This window comes from Corynebacterium sp. LaCa78, assembly GCF_046717505.1.
GTDB lineage: Bacteria > Actinomycetota > Actinomycetes > Mycobacteriales > Mycobacteriaceae > Corynebacterium.
Window position 1 is genome coordinate 50,012 of the sequence record NZ_CP177112.1, and the last position, 16,188, is coordinate 66,199.

At 59.9% G+C, this 16,188-nt stretch carries 13 protein-coding genes, 1 tRNA gene and 1 pseudogene; 1 reads left to right on the top strand and 14 read right to left on the bottom strand.

All coding sequences use genetic code 11. The features are described 5' to 3' along the window. Positions 1-15 precede the first annotated feature (15 nt). From pknB to ACLI1O_RS00290, 7 genes are read right to left on the bottom strand one after another with little or no spacing between them, the layout of a single operon-like run. Positions 16-1,974 carry a Stk1 family PASTA domain-containing Ser/Thr kinase gene (gene pknB / locus ACLI1O_RS00260; RefSeq protein ID WP_023024718.1) on the bottom strand — a complete coding sequence of 653 codons (1,959 nt, stop codon included), beginning with the start codon at positions 1,972-1,974 and terminating at the stop codon, positions 16-18. A gap of 3 nt (positions 1,975-1,977) precedes the next feature. Next, positions 1,978-3,492: a serine/threonine-protein kinase gene (locus ACLI1O_RS00265; RefSeq protein ID WP_239269700.1), complete on the bottom strand. Its 1,515-nt coding sequence runs from the start codon at positions 3,490-3,492 to the stop codon at positions 1,978-1,980. Then, positions 3,492-4,922 carry a peptidoglycan D,D-transpeptidase FtsI family protein gene (locus ACLI1O_RS00270; RefSeq protein ID WP_239269699.1) on the bottom strand — a complete coding sequence of 477 codons (1,431 nt, stop codon included), beginning with the start codon at positions 4,920-4,922 and terminating at the stop codon, positions 3,492-3,494. Before ACLI1O_RS00270 ends, ACLI1O_RS00265 begins: the two co-directional genes overlap by 1 nt. Next, positions 4,919-6,271 carry an FtsW/RodA/SpoVE family cell cycle protein gene (locus ACLI1O_RS00275; RefSeq protein ID WP_411706887.1) on the bottom strand — a complete coding sequence of 451 codons (1,353 nt, stop codon included), beginning with the start codon at positions 6,269-6,271 and terminating at the stop codon, positions 4,919-4,921. The genes ACLI1O_RS00270 and ACLI1O_RS00275 overlap by 4 nt, the downstream gene beginning before the upstream one ends. 3 nt (positions 6,272-6,274) lie before the next feature. Continuing rightward, the gene (locus tag ACLI1O_RS00280; protein WP_237801249.1) at positions 6,275-7,639 is read right to left on the bottom strand and encodes a PP2C family protein-serine/threonine phosphatase; all 1,365 of its coding nucleotides are present in this window, start codon (positions 7,637-7,639) and stop codon (positions 6,275-6,277) included. Beyond that, the gene (locus ACLI1O_RS00285; RefSeq protein WP_239269696.1) at positions 7,636-8,088 is read right to left on the bottom strand and encodes an FHA domain-containing protein; all 453 of its coding nucleotides are present in this window, start codon (positions 8,086-8,088) and stop codon (positions 7,636-7,638) included. Before ACLI1O_RS00285 ends, ACLI1O_RS00280 begins: the two co-directional genes overlap by 4 nt. Positions 8,089-8,113: 25 nt before the next feature. Further along, positions 8,114-8,947: a DUF3662 and FHA domain-containing protein gene (locus ACLI1O_RS00290; RefSeq protein WP_005276103.1), complete on the bottom strand. Its 834-nt coding sequence runs from the start codon at positions 8,945-8,947 to the stop codon at positions 8,114-8,116. A gap of 208 nt (positions 8,948-9,155) precedes the next feature. Here ACLI1O_RS00290 and ACLI1O_RS00295 point away from each other — a divergent pair. Then, positions 9,156-9,240 (top strand) — tRNA-Leu (locus ACLI1O_RS00295). A 304-nt stretch (positions 9,241-9,544) separates the two neighbouring features. On the opposite strand, the gene ACLI1O_RS00300 is transcribed toward ACLI1O_RS00295, so the two are convergent. The 7 genes and pseudogenes from ACLI1O_RS00300 to ACLI1O_RS00330 form a co-directional block, all read right to left on the bottom strand. After that, a complete protein-coding gene (locus tag ACLI1O_RS00300) occupies positions 9,545-9,667 on the bottom strand; it encodes a VOC family protein (protein WP_005276107.1) in 123 nt (40 codons plus the stop codon). Between the two features lie 65 nt (positions 9,668-9,732). After that, positions 9,733-10,443 (bottom strand): annotated as a pseudogene (locus ACLI1O_RS00305) (IS6 family transposase). A 267-nt stretch (positions 10,444-10,710) separates the two neighbouring features. After that, a complete protein-coding gene (locus ACLI1O_RS00310) occupies positions 10,711-11,325 on the bottom strand; it encodes a YdhK family protein (protein WP_239269695.1) in 615 nt (204 codons plus the stop codon). Between the two features lie 47 nt (positions 11,326-11,372). Next, complete coding sequence (locus ACLI1O_RS00315; protein WP_239269694.1) at positions 11,373-13,607, bottom strand: copper-translocating P-type ATPase; 2,235 nt, start codon at positions 13,605-13,607, stop codon at positions 11,373-11,375. Between the two features lie 51 nt (positions 13,608-13,658). Then, positions 13,659-13,985 carry a heavy-metal-associated domain-containing protein gene (locus tag ACLI1O_RS00320; RefSeq protein WP_239269693.1) on the bottom strand — a complete coding sequence of 109 codons (327 nt, stop codon included), beginning with the start codon at positions 13,983-13,985 and terminating at the stop codon, positions 13,659-13,661. A 114-nt stretch (positions 13,986-14,099) separates the two neighbouring features. Next, a complete protein-coding gene (locus ACLI1O_RS00325) occupies positions 14,100-15,227 on the bottom strand; it encodes a sensor histidine kinase (protein ID WP_239269692.1) in 1,128 nt (375 codons plus the stop codon). Then, positions 15,224-15,946 (bottom strand): response regulator transcription factor, encoded by a 723-nt coding sequence (locus tag ACLI1O_RS00330; RefSeq protein ID WP_239269691.1) that lies wholly within the window; start codon positions 15,944-15,946, stop codon positions 15,224-15,226. Before ACLI1O_RS00330 ends, ACLI1O_RS00325 begins: the two co-directional genes overlap by 4 nt. Positions 15,947-16,188 lie beyond the last annotated feature (242 nt).

Consider the following 16,188-nt stretch of genomic DNA (forward strand, 5'->3'; position numbering starts at 1 on the left):
TTACGATACCAGCAGCTATGGCTGCGGCAGGAGCGCCGAGGCTTCGAATTTCCAGATGCGAACCTCCACGTCCTGATCCTTGCGGATGGTATCGCCGGGATTAGTGGACGCCCAACCGATCTTATTGCTATCGACCAACGCGCCGGTGGGAATTGGCTCGCCCACGCGCAGCTCGCCATCCCAGCCCGCCTGACGCAGGGCATTCTCGGCTTGTCCTTGGTTCTTGTGCATGATCTCTGGTGCCTTCATGAGCATCCCATTGGATACCTCAATGGTGACAGTCTGGCCCTTTTCCAGCTGAGCGCCCTGGTTGGAGACGTTAAGCACGGTGCCTTCCGGCTCTAAGGAATCGACTTCCCGGACATTGACGTCGAAGTCATTGGCTTCGAGGCGGCTGCGCGCATCCTCCTCGTTCAAGCCAGCGACATCAGGAACGCGCTTCTTTTCGATGCCCTTAGACACCGTCACCCGGACCTTTGATCCCTTGGACAATTGGGTACCACCCGCGGGGTTCTGCTGAATTACCTCGCCGGCGGGGGCCTCATCATTGCGCTCAGAAATATCCGAGTTCAGCTCCAAGCCTGCCTCTCCCAAAACCTGCGCGGCCTGATCCAAGTTCATGCCGGTGATATCTGGGACATCGATGATTTCCTTGCCGGAAGAAACGGTCAAGGTCACCGAGGCATTCTTCTGCAATTCCGAACCAGGGGCCGGATTAATGCGAATCGCATTATTGCGATCGATATCGGGGTTAGCTTCCTCGTTCACGGTGACGAGAAGTCCCAAGTCCTCGAGCTCCTTGACCACTTCATTGCGCGGGCGGTTTTCTACCTCCGGCACGATGACGCTATTGTGCTCCGCCACCTCGGTTTGGTTTCGACCGTTCCGGTTATCGTCATCGTCGCTACTCCAGAAATCCCAGGCAAAATAGCCCAAGATGGCGATCAACAGCGCGACGAGAAGCAGCGCGAGCCACTTCATCCAGCCGCCGCTTTCGTCCTCTTCGGTAGGACGCGTCGATTCGATCGGTGCCCGGTGGGACGCAGCCGCAGGGGCAGTAGAAGTGGCCGGTGCGGGCATCGCCGTCGTGGCATCATCTTCGTTTACGTGCATGCGAGCAGCATTGGTGACCTGGCCACCCCGCAGGCGGTCCAAATCGCCGGCCATCTCCCAGGCGGACTGGTAGCGGTCCGCGGGGTGCTTGGCCATCGCGGTCAGTACCACCGCATCGATATTGACCCGCTGGGTGGGGGTCAACGAGGGATCATCGATAAGCTCCGAAGGCGGGGTCGGTTCCTCCTGCACGTGCTGGTAGGCCACGGCAAAGGGGGTTTCGCCTTCGAATGGGGTGCGGCCGGTGAGCACCTCGTACATGACGCAGCCCAGCGCATAGACATCGGAACGCGCATCGGCGTGTTTGCCGCGCGCCTGCTCCGGGGAGAGGTACTGAGCGGTACCGATAACGGCAGAAGTCTGGGTCATCGCTGAAGTTGAATCGTCCAATGCACGAGCGATGCCAAAGTCCATCACCTTCACCTGGCCGGTGTTGGTGAGCATGATATTCGCCGGTTTGATATCGCGGTGAATGATTCCCGCCTCATGGGATGCCTGCAGAGCCTCAGCAACCGGCTTGAGGATTTCCGCCGCCTCTTGGGCGGGCAGCGGGCCATCTTCGCGAATAATATCGCGCAGCGTGGCCCCGTTGACCCTTTCCATGACGATATATGGGATGGTCATGCCATCCATCTCGGTCTCACCGGTGTCATACACCGCCACGATATTGGGATGGTTTAATTTGCCTGAGTTCTGTGCCTCGCGGTAGAAGCGCTCGCGGAAGTTGATATCGCGAGCCATCTCCGTGCGCAGCATTTTTACCGCTACTTGCCGGCCTAAAGTGGTGTCTTCTGCGGCAAATACCTCGGACATGCCGCCGGAGCCGATGATCTCACCGAGCCGGTACCGGTCATTGACCATGGCTTAGTCACCATCCTGTCTTAATAAATCAGATAAATCCCCAGGAAGTTCATCGGGCTGTGAGTTTACTGTGTTTTTCTGCTCAGGTGTATTTTCGACGTGCGTCTCCTGCGGCTGGCGCTGCTGGGGCTGACGCTGCTGCGTCGGAGCATTCGGACGCTGCTGGTTTCGCGTCGGAGCCTGCTGGTTCGGGGTCTGCTGCTGCCGGCGATTATCACGCGGCGCCTGATTGCCTTCCTGATCCGTGGGTTCTGTCTCCGTTACCGTCACTTCTTGCGGCGTCTCGTTCGTACCTTCGTCCTCTTCCAGGGTTTCTACCTGCGTGGTTGTGGGATCCCGGTATTCGGTGACCACGGAAGTTTCCTGGGTAGACGAAGGCTCGCTGTCGCCACCCTCGCTACTCATGAGGTTCATGATGGCGTAGCCGGCCGCGGCAAGCAGGGCGATGGCCGCGACGATACCCAGACCCTTGAGGAAAGACTTCCCGCCCTTCGAATCATTGACCGGAGCTGGTGCTGCCTTGCGTTGCGGCGCGGAAGCACTCGCCGCCGTCCCCGCCGCCGGATGAATGGTGGTGGGCTGGGCGACATCGGCAAGCATCTCGGTCGACGCCGAAGGCGAAGGCTCTGGGGCCTGCTGGTGGGGCGGAATGGACTTGGGCTGCGGCGGGCGCTTGCCCAGGCGCACATCGGATACCGCGACCGTGAACTCATTGCCATCGGCATAGCGGGTATTGGGATCCTTGCGCAGAGCGATGCGGATGAGCTCGCGCGCCGGGGCACTGATCGTGGTCGACAGCGGTTCAGGCTCTTGGTTGATGTGGGCAAGAGCAATGGACACGGAGGAATCGCCCGAAAAGGGGCGCTTGCCGCCGAGCATCTCGTAGCCTACGACGCCGAGCGAATAGATATCCGAGGCAGGGGTGACCTCCTTGCCCTGCGCTTGCTCAGGCGAAACGTACTGGGCGGTACCTACCACCATGCCGGTGCGCGTGAGCGGTACCGAGGCAGCCGCCTTGGCGATGCCAAAGTCCGTGATCTTTACCTGCCCATTCTGGGTAATCATCAGGTTGCCGGGCTTAATATCGCGGTGCACCAAGCCCATCCGGTGGATAATGGATAGGCCATGGCCCGCCTGCTCAAGCACGTCCAGCGCGAGTTCTTCTTGCAAGGTGTTCTCGCGCGCGAGCAGATCCGCGAGGGATTCGCCCCGCACGTATTCCAAGGCCATGAAGCAGAACTTGCGGCCATTATCTTCCAGCTCGCGGTAGTCATACGTGGCCACCACGTTATCGGACTGGATAGATTCAGCGGATTCCGCTTCATTGCGGAAGCGGGAGAGGAATTCCTGGTTATCAGAAAACTCCGGCCGCAAAACCTTGATGGCTACTTCGCGGTCATTACGAGTGTCATCGGCAAGCCACACCGTGGACATGCCACCGTGGCCAATGATCCACTGCAGTTCGTAGTCGCTGCCGATGAGTTCCTGGAGATGGTCTTTGTTCTCGGTATTCTTCATTACTGTTCCCCCTGGTATGCGCTCAGGATGGCACGACCAATTGGGCCAGAGACTCTGCCGCCCGTTGCGGATTCGCCCAAGTTACCGCCGTTCTTGACGACGACCCCGACGGCAATATCGCGGTCCGGATCAAAGGCCACGTACCACACGTGCGGAGCCAAGCCTTCGCCGTGCTCGGCGGTACCGGTCTTGGATGCGAAGCCATTGCCGTCGTAGCCCCACGAAGAACGCTCGGAGGCAAACATCAAGTCCTTAATGGTCGATGCAGTCTCTTCCGTGACGGCCTCGTCGGCCTTCTTGGGCTTCGTAGTGCGGATTTCCTTCATCTGGGCATCGGTAATGCGATTGACTAGGTAAGGCTCCATGCGCGTGCCCTTATTGGCCACGGTGCCGGCCATGACTGCCGCCTGCAACGCGCTCATGGTGACATCGCGCTGGCCGATGGCCGATTGCGCCGTCGCCGCACCATCCGGAAGGTCACCCAAGGTACCCGCGGAAGAAGAGACACCCAAGTCGTACTTCTTGCCGATGCCGAAAGCCTCCGCGTACTTGCGCAGCTCATCCGCGCCGATCTGCTCAGACATCTGCACAAATGCGGTATTACACGAGAGTGCGAAGGCGGTCTGCAGAGTCACGGAATCCTGACCGTTGCACTTTTCATTGCCGTAGTTCGTCAGCTCCGTGACGGTATCCGGCAAGGTAATCACGTTGGAACCGGTGAGGCTCGACGAAGGGTTGTATCCATTATTCAATCCGGCTGCAGTCGTAATGATCTTGAAAATAGATCCCGGTGGCAAGGTATCCGCCGCTGCGTGATTGACCAGTGGCTGACCGGCCTGTTCCTGCAAACCTGTCCAGGCCTCATCAGCGGACTCGCCCACCAGTGAATTAGGGTTAAAGCCTGGGTTGGAGGCCATGGCCAAGATCTTGCCCGTCGACGGCTGGATGGCCACAGCCGAACCTTCGTATCCGGGACCCGCCAACTGGTCATACGCGGCCTGCTGCAATGCCGGATCGATGGTGACTTCTACATTGGCTCCCTTGGTGGGCTTATTCGCGATGGTATCGAGCCAATGCTGCTTGAACAGGGAATCATCCGTGCCATTGAGAATTTCATTTTGCGAAGATTCCAATTCCGAAGCACCAAATTGGCTGGACAAGTAGCCAGTGATATTGCCAAAAGCGGGCGAATCGATGGGATAAGACCGGGAGTAGGTCTCATCAGGATTTTCCGTGGATTGCGCCAGCACCGTATTCCCGGAATAGATCTGGCCGCGCGGGGTGTTCTGCAGCTCAATAAACCCGCGCGAGTTCTTAGCATTATGCGCGTATTTATCGTCCGAAAATGCCTGAATGACCGTCAGGTTCACCAACAGAACCGCGGTCAAGATGATGGCAAATAGGGATACTAGGCGGATGGATTTGTTCATCGGTAAGCCTCCTGAACCGACGGGAACATGGAGGTGTCACTCGGAGCATTGCTCGAGTTCTCCTGCATGGGTCGGCGAGCTGCGTTAGAGATCCGCAGCAAAATCGCCAACAGTACATAATTAGCCATGAGAGAGGAACCACCGGCGGACATGAAAGGAGTGGTCAAGCCGGTCATCGGCAGCAGGGCGGAAATGCCACCGGTGACGACGAAGACCTGTACCGCCAAAGTAAGAGAAAGGCCTGAAGCGACCAGTTTGCCGTACGTATCGCGGGTACGCAACGCGGTATTGAATCCGCGGGTCACCAACATGCCAAAGAGGATCAAAACGGCAGCTAGACCAATCAACCCCAATTCCTCACCGATGGCGGCGAGGATGAAATCTGAGTGTGCCACCGGCACCAATTCGGGGTGTCCTTGGCCCAAGCCGCTGCCGGAAATGCCGCCGGATGATAAGCCAAAGAGGGACTGGGACAGTTGGAAGCCAGTGACATCATAATTTGCTAGCGGATCCAAGAAGTTGGAGAAACGCTGCTGGATCTTTTCAGAAACTTGGTAAATGTCAAAGCCGCCGATACCGACGAGGATGAGGCCGATAAATAGCCAACTGACCCGGCCGGTAGCCATAAATAGCATGCCCAGCACCGTGCTGAAGAGCAGCAGCGCCGGACCAAAGTCATTGGAAATTCCCATGATGATGATGGCGATGGCCCACACGATGAGAATGGGGGCGAGGTCGCGCAAGCGGGGCAGGGAAATCCCTAGGAAGCGATACCCAGCCACAGTAAAGAGGGACCGCTTCTGCGTCAGCAGCATGGCAAAGAATAAGATCAGCATGATCTTGGAGAACTCACCCGGCTGGATGGAAAAGGGCCCGAAATTCAGCCAAATGCGAGCTTCAACGTCATCAGGTTGTGGCCACACCAACGGCAGCGCCAACAGTACGAGGCCAGCCGCGCCCAAGATATAGGAATAGCGGGTGAGTGACCGATGGTCCTTGACAACCGCCAGGACCAGCACAAAGAGCACGAGGCCAACGACGGTCCACATGACCTGGCGGACCGCGAGACCCCGATCATTGACCAAATCCAGGCGGGCCAAAACGATAAGCCCAATGCCATTAAGGATGGCAACGATAGGCAACATGATCTGGTCCGCGTAGGGCGCCAAGAAGCACATTGCCAAGTGGGCAATGGTAAAGACACCAATGAATCCACCGATGAGGTAGATCAGGTCCGTCGTGAGCGCATTATCTTGCGACAGCTCCAAACTGACCAAGGTAATGGCAAAGACAGCCGCGGCGAGAATAAGGAGGCCGAGTTCGATTCTTCGGCTAAAAAACTTCTGCATCAGCTACACCTCCCTACAAGTGACCCCAGGTTTGTTTTCCTTGGTGTCTTTATTATCTTTTTGGCTCGGCGCAGTGATACATGGCTTGAGTGCCTTTTCACCCAGGTCATTAATCTGATCCTGAACCTCGCTCAGATCACCGGCGGAAATGTGGTTGACCGCGCCGCGCTCAGACTCGGGCAGGTCAGAGACCTTCAGCGGGGTGAAGTCTCCCTTGCACTTCTGTGCAGAAAACAGCAAGGAGTTCTTGTCATTAATGCACACGTATTGGTGCGTGGAGCTTAAATCCTTGCCAAATACGGAATAATCCGCGCCCTTCAGGATGGTGATTTCCTGGGCATCGTTGGTCTCGGCGTAGTAATTATTGGACAAGAAGTTCTTGACCCACAGCCCCGCGCCGATAACGAGCGCCAAGATGATGATGAGCGCGATGAGGACCTTCCACCCGACTTTTCGTCGAGAAGGCTCGTCCTCTGCCTCTTCTTCATCGGAGTCCTTAGCCGCATTGTCTTCATCGGCCATGACGGCCGGCGGAATCACCTGGGGTTTACGGGTGAGTTTGGCGGCGCGTGATGCAGAAGAATCCGGGTGCGTGGGTTCTTCTACCGAACCTGCCAACGCACCGACGCGGAATGGTTCGTGGGTGGCGGGTTTTTCTTCCGTAACCTCACCGATGACGACCGTGACATTGTCCGGTCCGCCCGAACGTATGGCGAGATCCACGAGGGTGGAGCCCGCTTGTTCGATGCTTCCCTGGCCAAGGGCAGTCTCAATCGTGGAAGCCGTAACCGGGTCCGAAAGCCCATCCGAGCACAGCAGGATGCGGTCTCCCGCCTTGGCTTCGAACGTGAAGAGCGTCGGCTCCACCGCACGGCCGGTATAGGCCTTCAAGATGAGGGACTTTTGTGGGTGGGAAGAAACATCTTCTGCAGCCAGCTCGCCCTTATCCACCAAGGACTGCACATAGGTATCGTCCTTGGTGATTTGCTCGAGCTTGCCATCGCGCAGCAAATAAGCGCGCGAATCGCCCACATGGCAAACACCAAAGGTGGTGCCATTGAACAGCATCGTGGACAGCGTCGTGCCCATGCCTTCGGTCTCAGGGTGGGCGGTGACGTGCTCGCTGATGGCCTCATTGGCGTCATCGGCAGCAGCCGCAAGGAGCGCCTCCGTGTCCTCCTTACCCGGATCCTGATCCAAGATTTCGAGGTGGTTGACCATGAGTTGGGAGGCGACCTCACCCGCGGCATGCCCGCCCATGCCATCGGCCAAAATCAGCAGGTGGGATCCGGCGTATCCGGAGTCCTCATTATTTCCGCGGATAAGCCCGCGGTCCGACTTGGCAAAAAAGTTTAGCTTCAGTGTCATGCGTTCAACCTCACGGTAGTGCGGCCTAGCTTAATTTCGGAGTTCGCGCCGACTACCTCAGGTTGGTCGATGCGCACACCATTGACGAGGGTTCCGTTGCGCGATTCCAAATCCTCCACTACCCACTCGCTGCCGCGGCGAAATAGGCGTGCATGATGGCCGGAGGAGTAATCATCCCCAGTGACAAAATCACAGTCGGCGGCACGTCCCAAGGTACATTCCTCGAGCGTGCCCAAATCCATGTGGGATCCCTGCAAGGGGCCCTCCACAATAGAAAGCTGCTTTACCGCAGCGTGACTGCGCGGGGACGCACCCATTTTTGACGACTGTGGCATAGCACCTGCGGATTTATTGGTATCCCGCCGCATGGCATTCAAGGCCACCAGGACAAATACCCACAAAAGAGCCAATAAGCCGATGCGAAGCGCCAGCATGATGACTGCATCCATGGCGGCCTCCCTTCCTCAGTGTGAATTAGTAACTATGCGAATCAAGGCCCGTAATGCGGACCTCGACGTGGGAATGGCCCATGGTGATCACATCGCCATCGGCAAGCAGCCAGTTATCAATAGGAGTGTCATTGACCGTGGTGCCATTGGTGGACTGCAAATCCACCAATACGGCATCTTCACCGTTCCACGTGATTTCCGCATGCTGGCGGGACACGCCCGTATCCGGCAGGCGCAAATCCGCATCATTGCTGCGGCCAATAATATTTGACCCTTCCTGCACGTGGTAGACGCGGGAAGAGCCATCCTGCAACATCAAATTGACAGCGGGGCCCTGCGTTTGCGGCGCGGGTTGGTCATCTTGCGCAATGAAAGCGGTAGTAGCTGCGTCATCCGCATTATTTTCGTGCGGGTTGGTCATCTGGTCCTCCTGACCATCAAAGTCGTGGAAAATCGCCTCGAAACCGGTCTCTTCTGTGGGCTCGTGATCTATAAACGAGGACACACGAAGCTGGCCCGTGCGCAGGCCCGATTCCTCCGCTATCCGCACAATGACGGGACCAGCGAGGGACCATCCGTTATTGCGGATAAAGCGAGATAATTGGTCTGCGCAATCGGCAGGCAAATCGGGGTCTTGCGACAAGTTCTCCAAATCCTTGGAGGAGACACCTACAGTCATGACATTGGGACTATAGAGTTTGTCATCGTCCCCGTGGCCGAGATTGTCCTGGGCTTCTTGCTTCAAAAGCTCATCAATCTCTGCAGGAACGACCTTGCCGCCGAAGACAAAAGCCATGCCGTTATCAAGGCCGCGTTGCATAGCGGAATCGAGCTTCGCCAGCCTTTCTAAAAACGCCACGAATTTTGCTCCTTTCCGCTATACAGCGATCAGTAGTGATCAGTAGTAGCCATTATAGTTTGTATACCCCTTTCAAACGTAGACGGCGGCGCGAAAGTTCCTAGTTTTTCGCCATTAAATGCGCAAAATAATCCGCTTTTCCTGCTGATTTGTAATTGTATGCACTCCCTGTGCTATCTTTATCTAGTCGCACTGACAACCACACCCTGCCCGGGTGGCGGAATTGGCAGACGCGCTGGCTTCAGGTGCCAGTGTTCGATAAGGACGTGCGGGTTCAAGTCCCGCCCCGGGCACAAAGAGCAGTTGAACAAACTGCGACACCGGAGGTAACAAACTCGAAAGGGTTCGTGACCTTCGGTTTCTTTGTTTTTCTGAACTTTGGCGGTTGAGGATTGCAAGTGTGGGAATTTACATCCTAACTCCCGCTCTCTTCTGTCGAACTCTTGTTTTCGATGGTGTCAACAAGTCATTTTGCTTGTTATTTTGATCTGACGTTCTGGCTTTAGCTCCCGCTTCGGGGCAATTGGAATCCTCCAACTGAGATGTTTTCCTTGGGCTGTTGGAGGATTTCCTAGTTGTTGAATCCCAATTTAAGAATTAAACGACTGGGCTGACGCGGAACAGGTTTCCATCAGGGTCGGCAACTACGAAGGTGCGGCCGAAGACGTCATCGTCGGGTGGCTGCACAATTTGGACTCCTTTTGATTGGTGCTGTTGCAAAGTTGGGCGGAGAGTAGCGAAGACTCAGTTTCTCATTCCCTGATGGCCGCTGCGTGTGGGCGTTGTTAGGCCGTCTCGAAGACCCTGTTGACGATCACCGCGTCCGGGTTCGGTTGCCCGTGAGGTCAAACACAGTGCCTTGCCCTTTCCGCAATGAGTGCATCGCCTCCATCCCTTTCAACGTCCGATATGCAGATGTCCGGTTCTTAAACGTACCTTTCGGCCCGAGGATCCGCTTCAGTCGACCATGGTCGCCTTCTAGGATGTTGTTGAGGTATTTCACCTGTCGGTGTTCCACTGTTGGCGGGCAGGTTCCCCCTGACTTCAACTCGGCGATTGCCCTGGCTAGGGAGGATGCTTTATCGGTGTTGATCACTCTGGGATACCCGGCTGACGCATTGTATCTGAGAGCCTTGGCCAGAAAACGTTTCGCTGCGGCCACGTTCTGCTTCGGAGAGAGGTAAAAGTCCAGGGTCTGGCCACCGGCGGGGATCGCCCGATAGAGGTAGCACCACCTGCCGCCGATCCGGATATAGGTCTCACCACCCGCCAGGAACTGGCCTGCCAGTCAGGTACCTGCCGGTACCACCGTGTTTGCTTGTCCAGCTCAGGGGCGTATTTCTGGACCCAGCGGTAGATCGTGGTTGATCAACCGGCACACCCCGCTGAAGTCATCATTTCCTCCAAGTCTCGGTAGCTCACCCCTAGCGGCAGTACCACCGCACTGCCCACAGAATGACGTCACGGGGGAAATGACGACCGGAGAAGATACCCATGGCTGTGATTATTTCACGTCGCTCTTCCTACTGCCCCAACTTTGCAACAGCACCCAAAGCCCTGGAATGAACTCCTGTCACCAGGGTCATTCCAGGGCATATTTCCCTGACTAAGAGAAGCAGTGACACAGAAGGTCTACCTCAGCGTGGGCCCTGTGGGCGTGCAGGTTCCGTGTGTGGCTGGTGTGCTGCGGCATGGTCGGCAGCGATTGATGACCGACTCTGGAGCGGGTGCCTTGTCTGGTCTCGCGGTTCAGGGTGGGTGGACTATTCGGCGGGTTGGATCTCGCTCTCGGTGACCCACTTGTGGTTGGTCATCGTCATCCCGTCGACGGTGAGATCAACCATGTAGACCGTCTCCTCGGTGGAGTAATCGATGGTGGCCTCAGCACCCTTCATGCCGGACATGTGCTCGGCATCCAGGACAACGCTCGCCCCGTCGGGCAGGGGGGCCTGACCCGGATCGACGAGCTCCTCATGGACGACCCAGCGGTGGTCGGTAACCGGGGCCCCACCCTCGGCGGGGGTGTAGCTGACCGAATAGGTCGTGGTGTCAAACGCCCCGGAAATGGTGGCGGTGGCCCCGTCCATGCCGGGCGTGTGGTCAGCGGTGAGGATGACCTCGGTGCCCACCGGGTACGTGGGATCCTCGGCCTCTTCAATGCCTGCCGGCGGTGCCCCGCCGTCGGCAGGGTGGTCGTGCCCGCCGTGCTCTTCGTCGGCAGTGGTGGTGTCTTCCTGGTGGGTCTCGTTGGTCTCTGCGGTTGCCGTCGTGGTGCTGGTGGTGTCGGCATCGTCGGAGTTGTCGGTGGCGTCGCTGCAGGCGGTCAGCGCCAGGGTGGAGGTCAGTACCAAGGCGGCGAGGGTAATGCTGCGTTTCATGAGCGTTCCTTTCAAAGGTGGTGTGAGTTAGGGGTCGAGAGACAAGGTCAGTCAGTAACGGTTACGGGGGATATCGACCTACTGTGTTCCTCCTTCCCGTCGGTCGGAGCCAGGTGAGCCGGCTCCAGATCAATGCGGCGCAACAGCTGGGCGTTCAGGGCCACCACGATGGTCGAGGCAGACATCAAGATCGCGCCCACGGCCGGGGACAGCACGAACCCGATCGAGGCGAGCACTCCGGCAGCCAGCGGCACGGCGAGGATGTTGTAGCCAGAGGCCCAGATCAGGTTCTGGATCATCTTGCGGTAGCTGGTCTGGGACAGCTCAATCATCGACAGCACTGCCCGCGGGTCATCACTGGCTAGGACCACCCCGGCAGATTCCATGGCCACATCCGTGCCGGCACCAATGGCGATACCGACGTCCGCGCGGGTCAGAGCGGGGGCGTCATTGACACCGTCACCGACCATGGCCACGCTCAAACCCCGGTCCTGCAGCTGCGTGACCTTGGTGTCTTTGTCCTGGGGCAGGACCTCGGCGAAGACCTCATCAATGCCTAGGTCCTGACCAACCGCCTGGGCCACCTGTTGCGCGTCGCCGGTGATCATCGCGACCTTCACCCCGCGTTCCTGCAGGGCTTTCACAGCGGCGCGGGATTCGGGGCGGATCTTGTCCTCGACGGCCACCGCACCGATGATCTGACCGTCGCGGACAATATGGAGCACACCGGCCCCACGCCCGGTCCAGGCACTGGTGGTGTCGGTGAGCTCGGCCGGGGTGGTGAGGTTGAACTCGCGCAGCATGTTCGGCCCGCCCACGAGGATCTCAGCGCCATCGACAGTGGCCCGGACTCCCCGGCCGGAGGCGGCGTTGAAACCAGTTGCACGGATTTGCCGACGGGAGGCCTCGGGATGGGCGGCCGCGGCCGCCACGATGGCGCGGGCCACGGGGTGCTCGCTGTCGGCCTCCGCAGCGGCGGCCAGGGCCAGTAGCTCGTCCTCGGTGACGCCGACAGCTGCCGCGACACCGGTGACCGCGTGCGCACCCTCGGTCAGGGTGCCGGTTTTGTCGAAGAGCACCACGTCGATGGTGCGCATCCGCTCGAGCGCCATCCGGTCCTTGATGAGCACCCCGGATTTCGCGGCCCGCTCGCTGGAGATCGCAATGACCAGCGGAATCGCCAGGCCCAGGGCGTGCGGACAGGCGATGACCAGCACCGTAACCGTGCGCACCACGGCATCGTCCGGGCTGCCGATGATGGTCCACACCACCGCGGTGATCAGAGCGGAGATCAGCGCGAACCAGAACAACAACGCCGCCGCCCGATCCGCCAGGGCCTGGGCCCGGGAGGAGGACTCCTGGGCGTCGGCAACCATGCGTTGGATCCCAGCCAGGGCGGTGTCCCCGCCGGTAGCCTCCACCCGGATGCGGACGGTGTTGTCGGTGGCCACAGTACCGGCGACCACCTTGTCACCGGTGTCGCGGAAGACGGGACGGGATTCGCCGGTGATCATCGCCTCATCGAATTCGGCGGCTCCGTCGAGGATGGTTCCGTCGGCCGGCACCCGGGCACCGGCCCTCACCAGAACGACGTCGTCGACGACCAGCTCGGAGATGGCCACGGTGCGGGTGGTCCCGTCGATGACTTTCTCGGCCTCATCCGGCAGCAGGGCAGCCAGCGCGTCAAGCGCGGAGGACGCGGCCCCGAGAGCGCGCATCTCCAGCCAGTGGCCCAGCAGCATGATGGTCACCAGCAGGGCCAGCTCCCACCAGAAGTCCAGGTCAAAACCACCCAGCCCCAGAGTGGTGACCCAGGAGGCGACAAACGCCACGGTGATGGCCATGGCGATCAGGAGCATCATCCCGGGTTGGCGGGATTTCAGTTCTTTCCATGCGCCCTTGAGGAAAGGCGTTCCGCCGTAGACGAAGATGATCGTGCCCAGCACCGGGGGGATCCAGGTGGATCCGGGGAATGCCGGGAGGTGGTAGCCAAGCAGGTGGGCGACCATGGGGCTGAAAATAACGACGGGAATGGACAAAATCAGCGACCACCAGAAGCGGTCCCGAAACATTGCGGTGCTGTGTCCGGCGTGTTCGCCGTGACCATGAACGTGGTGGTCTTCGTCCGGGGCGGAATGCGGGTGATCGTGGGGCATTGCCTGGCCGTGGGGGTCGGCATCTGCGTGGTGTTCGTGGCTGGCATGATCCGGGTGGTGGGTGTGGTCTGTTTCCGGAGCGGGGTGATCACCATGGTGATCACCCGAATGGTGGGGAGTGCTCATGACGTTCCTTTCGCTCAACCCGGTCGGGGTCGAGATGATGGGTAAAACTGATCAGGATAAGACGGTGTAGCCGACCTCCTCGATGGCCCGGCGAACCATCTCCGGAGGTACGGCACCGGTGACCGTGATGGTGGAAACTCCACCAGCAGCGAGATCAATCTGGACGTCGTCGACCTGGGGGAGGGCCTGAAGGGCCTGGGTCACGCTTTTCGCGCAGTGCCCGCAGGTCAGGCCGGTGACCTGGTAGCTAGGGGAGGACCCTCCTGCTGACGAGTCGCTGGTGGCAGGGGTGGAGGCGGTGTCGGCACGTGAGGCAGGTCCGCAACAGCTGCAGCCGTGGGAGGCCATCGGCAAGAGGCGGGGCGGGGAGGTGATCATGGGAAAGCTCCTACGAGTCGGTGGGATGCGGCGATGCCACTCTCTAGCATATACCCCCCAGGGGTATATTTTCAATGGGTGGAGGGCGCGGCTCTCATGCGGGGCAGGGTGTGGTCACCGAGCAGCCTCCTCACTGTCGGGAGGGGACAGCGGGAGGCGGAGGGCAAACACCGCTCCGCGACCGGGTCCGGGGGAGGTGGCGGTGAGAGTGCCGCCGTGGGCCTCGATCAATGCCTTGGAGATGGTCAGACCGATACCGGCCCCGCCGTCGTCCCGGCTGCGGGCGGCATCCCCCCGGTAGAAGCGTTCGAAGATGTATCTGAGCTGGTCAGGCGGGATGCCCTCGCCGTCATCGGCGACGTGGATGAGTGCGGTGGACGCCCCCTGTCGGTGGACGCTGATCCGGACCTGCCCGCCGGCCGGGGTGTGTCGTAGCGCGTTCGACAGGAGATTGCTCATCACCTGGCCGAAGCGTTGCCGGTCCACGAGCGCCCGGGCGGTGTGTGTAATGGTCTCGATCTGTAAATCGACGCCTTTGTCAGCATAAGCTTCCCCCGCGGCAGCAGCGGCGGTATGGAGCAGATCCCCGAGCCCTTCCTCCGCCAGGTCCAAATCGATCCGGTGTTCCTGGGCCCGGGAGACATCGTCGATGTCTTCCATCAACCGGGTCAGGCGGGTGAGTTGGTCAGCCATGATCGTGTGGGTGGCATTATTCCAGTCCACGACCCCGTCCTGGAGACCATCGAGGTAGACCGTGAGCACCGATAAGGGGGTGCCCATTTCGTGGGCCAGATCAGAGAGCATCTGGCGGCGGACCTGTTCGGTGTGTTCCAGCCGATCGGCCATGGTGTTGAAGGCATGCGCCAGGGTGGTGACCTCGGGGCCTGCTTTTCCGGCGGGCACGCGGATACGGGAGTTGCCGGCCGTCAGGCTGGTAGCGGCGCGGGTGAGATCCTGCAGGGGGGTGCGCAGACGACGCGATAACCACAGGCTGGCCAGCAGGGCGCTGATCAAGGCGGTGGGCAGGGCGACGGCCAGGGTGATCAGGTTGGCGCCCCGGTAGGCCTGCTCGGCATGGAACAGCTCCAGCGAGGGGTCCTCCTGGCCGGTCATCAACATATGATCATGGAACAGGGTCGGACCCACCGTCGTGGCCACGGCCGCGGCCACCAGCAGGCTAATCACCACGACCAACACCTGGGCGGCCAGGAAGCGGAAGGTCAGGCCGGGTCCGTGATTCATGGTTGCCCCACCCGGTAGCCCACGCCACGCACGGTGTCGATAAACCCCCGGCCCCGGGTGTCGGTGCCGAGCTTGCGACGCAAGTTGCCGATGTGGACATCGACGATGCGTTCATCACCGACCCAGGTGGTGTCCCAGACCTCGGTGACCAGGTCGTGGCGGGTCAGCACCTGGCTGGGGCGCAGGGCCAGGGCAACCAGCAGCTCGAACTCCGTGCGGGTGAGCTCCACGGTCGTCTCCCCCACCCGCACCTGATGGGCGACGGGGTCAAGGATGAGGTCACCAACGATCAAGGGGGTGGTCACCTGCGGTGGGGTGGTGCTGGTGCGCGGGCGGCGCAGCACCGCATGCACCCGGGTCACCAGTTCCCGGATGCTAAAAGGTTTGGTGATGTAGTCATCCGCCCCCAAGGTCAAACCGCTGATCTTGTCGTCCTCGCTGCCACGCGCGGTGAGCATGAGGATGTAGCAGTCCGAGAAGGTGCGGATCCGTCGGCACACCTCCAGGCCGTCGAGTTCGGGCAGCCCCAGATCCAGCACCACAACATCAGGGGAAAAGCGACGAGCCTCGTCCACGGCCTGGGTGCCGGTGTGAGCCTGGCGGGTATCGAAGCCGGCCCTGATGAGGTAGGAGGCCACCATCTGAGCCAGGGGTTGTTCATCATCGACGACCAGCACCCGCCCCGGGGGCGTGGCGGTGGTCGGTGTGCGGTCAGCCATAGGCCCCAGTATTGCTCCGGTCAGGGGGGAATACCACCCTCGCTCAGTGCCCGGCGGGGCAATCTTCATCAAATCTTCAAACATCACCCTTCGACTGCCGTCACCCTTGTGCCCCACCCCGGGCCGGCGGCATCGCCTCCCCTGGTCGGTTCAGCAGGCGCCACCAGGGATTTCACTGCCTGCACCGCATACCCGGGGCGGGTAGAAGGACATCGCCCACGGCTGTGGGGTGGTGTCCCGGT

Excerpts from the sequence above, each read along its gene's own strand:
- pknB (WP_023024718.1), bottom strand. The coding sequence starts at position 1,974 with ATGGTCAATGACCGGTACCGGCTCGGTGAGATCATCGGCTCCGGCGGC.
- ACLI1O_RS00265 (WP_239269700.1), bottom strand. The coding sequence starts at position 3,492 with ATGAAGAATACCGAGAACAAAGACCATCTCCAGGAACTCATCGGCAGC.
- ACLI1O_RS00270 (WP_239269699.1), bottom strand. The coding sequence starts at position 4,922 with ATGAACAAATCCATCCGCCTAGTATCCCTATTTGCCATCATCTTGACC.
- ACLI1O_RS00275 (WP_411706887.1), bottom strand. The coding sequence starts at position 6,271 with ATGCAGAAGTTTTTTAGCCGAAGAATCGAACTCGGCCTCCTTATTCTC.
- ACLI1O_RS00280 (WP_237801249.1), bottom strand. The coding sequence starts at position 7,639 with ATGACACTGAAGCTAAACTTTTTTGCCAAGTCGGACCGCGGGCTTATC.
- ACLI1O_RS00285 (WP_239269696.1), bottom strand. The coding sequence starts at position 8,088 with ATGGATGCAGTCATCATGCTGGCGCTTCGCATCGGCTTATTGGCTCTT.
- ACLI1O_RS00310 (WP_239269695.1), bottom strand. The coding sequence starts at position 11,325 with ATGAAACGCAGCATTACCCTCGCCGCCTTGGTACTGACCTCCACCCTG.
- ACLI1O_RS00315 (WP_239269694.1), bottom strand. The coding sequence starts at position 13,607 with ATGAGCACTCCCCACCATTCGGGTGATCACCATGGTGATCACCCCGCT.
- ACLI1O_RS00320 (WP_239269693.1), bottom strand. The coding sequence starts at position 13,985 with ATGATCACCTCCCCGCCCCGCCTCTTGCCGATGGCCTCCCACGGCTGC.
- ACLI1O_RS00325 (WP_239269692.1), bottom strand. The coding sequence starts at position 15,227 with ATGAATCACGGACCCGGCCTGACCTTCCGCTTCCTGGCCGCCCAGGTG.
- ACLI1O_RS00330 (WP_239269691.1), bottom strand. The coding sequence starts at position 15,946 with ATGGCTGACCGCACACCGACCACCGCCACGCCCCCGGGGCGGGTGCTG.